General features: G+C 47.9%; 1 protein-coding gene. It reads right to left on the reverse strand.

Going from position 1 to position 806, the window contains the following annotated elements; genetic code table 11:
• Nucleotides 1-330: 330 nt before the first annotated feature.
• The coding region (locus J4G02_20295) for a hypothetical protein (GenBank protein MCE2396867.1) at nucleotides 331-806 on the reverse strand (476 nt) is incomplete at its 5' end.

Here is an 806-nt window from a genome sequence, read left to right on the forward strand (position 1 = left end):
ATGCAACGTAAAAGCGAAGATTAAGATAATACCGATTATGAAAAGTTAGATTTGATTACCGGCGTTAAGAGATAATGAAACGCAAAAAGGAGTCGAACAGGGAATAAAGTGGTAAGCACATTGCTCTGAATCTCCCGACATGTCTCCCGATTCTCGGGACGATTCATCGGAAGCCTCGGAACGGGATCGGCATTTCTAAGTCCTGTCTGGCATCGATTTATCGGGAATGAGACTTGAAATGTCGGAACCGATTTTATCGGGACGCCGTATGCCGTAACCCCCGTAGGTTAGATTGGACAATAGCGAAACCCAACACTTATATTGACAGACCTATTTTTTTCTGTACTGTGCGCCTCCACTTTCCAACTGCCGGAGTAACTCTCTTAAATCAGTGCTTGGCTGACTATAATGCGTGTAGGGAGACTTCTTAGGGGTGCTATCAGGAGTGGTGCGATAGTGTGGGTTCGCATCGGTTCGGTCTTTGTGGGGATAACCGTACATCTTGGCACGATCTCTTTGAAGTTGGTTTTCTATCTCCTTTAGGTACTCGTCAATGCCGACTGGGGAGGAGCGCGGATTTCGCTGCTTGTCACACGTGTTGGGAGCCTTCCAAGGGGTGCTAGTCGATATTGGGCCAAGATTCGGGTTAAAGTTTCCCGGTGAGGAGTCGTTGTTATCGGACCTGCTACCGGTAGCGGTGCGATAGCGTGGTTTCACATAAGTTTGGTCTTTGCGAGAATATCTGCTGCCCCCGACCCAACTATTTGGGATGTGTTTGTATTTTGCGCCTCCAGTTCTCATCTGGT

Source organism: Candidatus Poribacteria bacterium, assembly GCA_021295755.1.
Classification (GTDB): domain Bacteria; phylum Poribacteria; class WGA-4E; order WGA-4E; family PCPOR2b; genus PCPOR2b.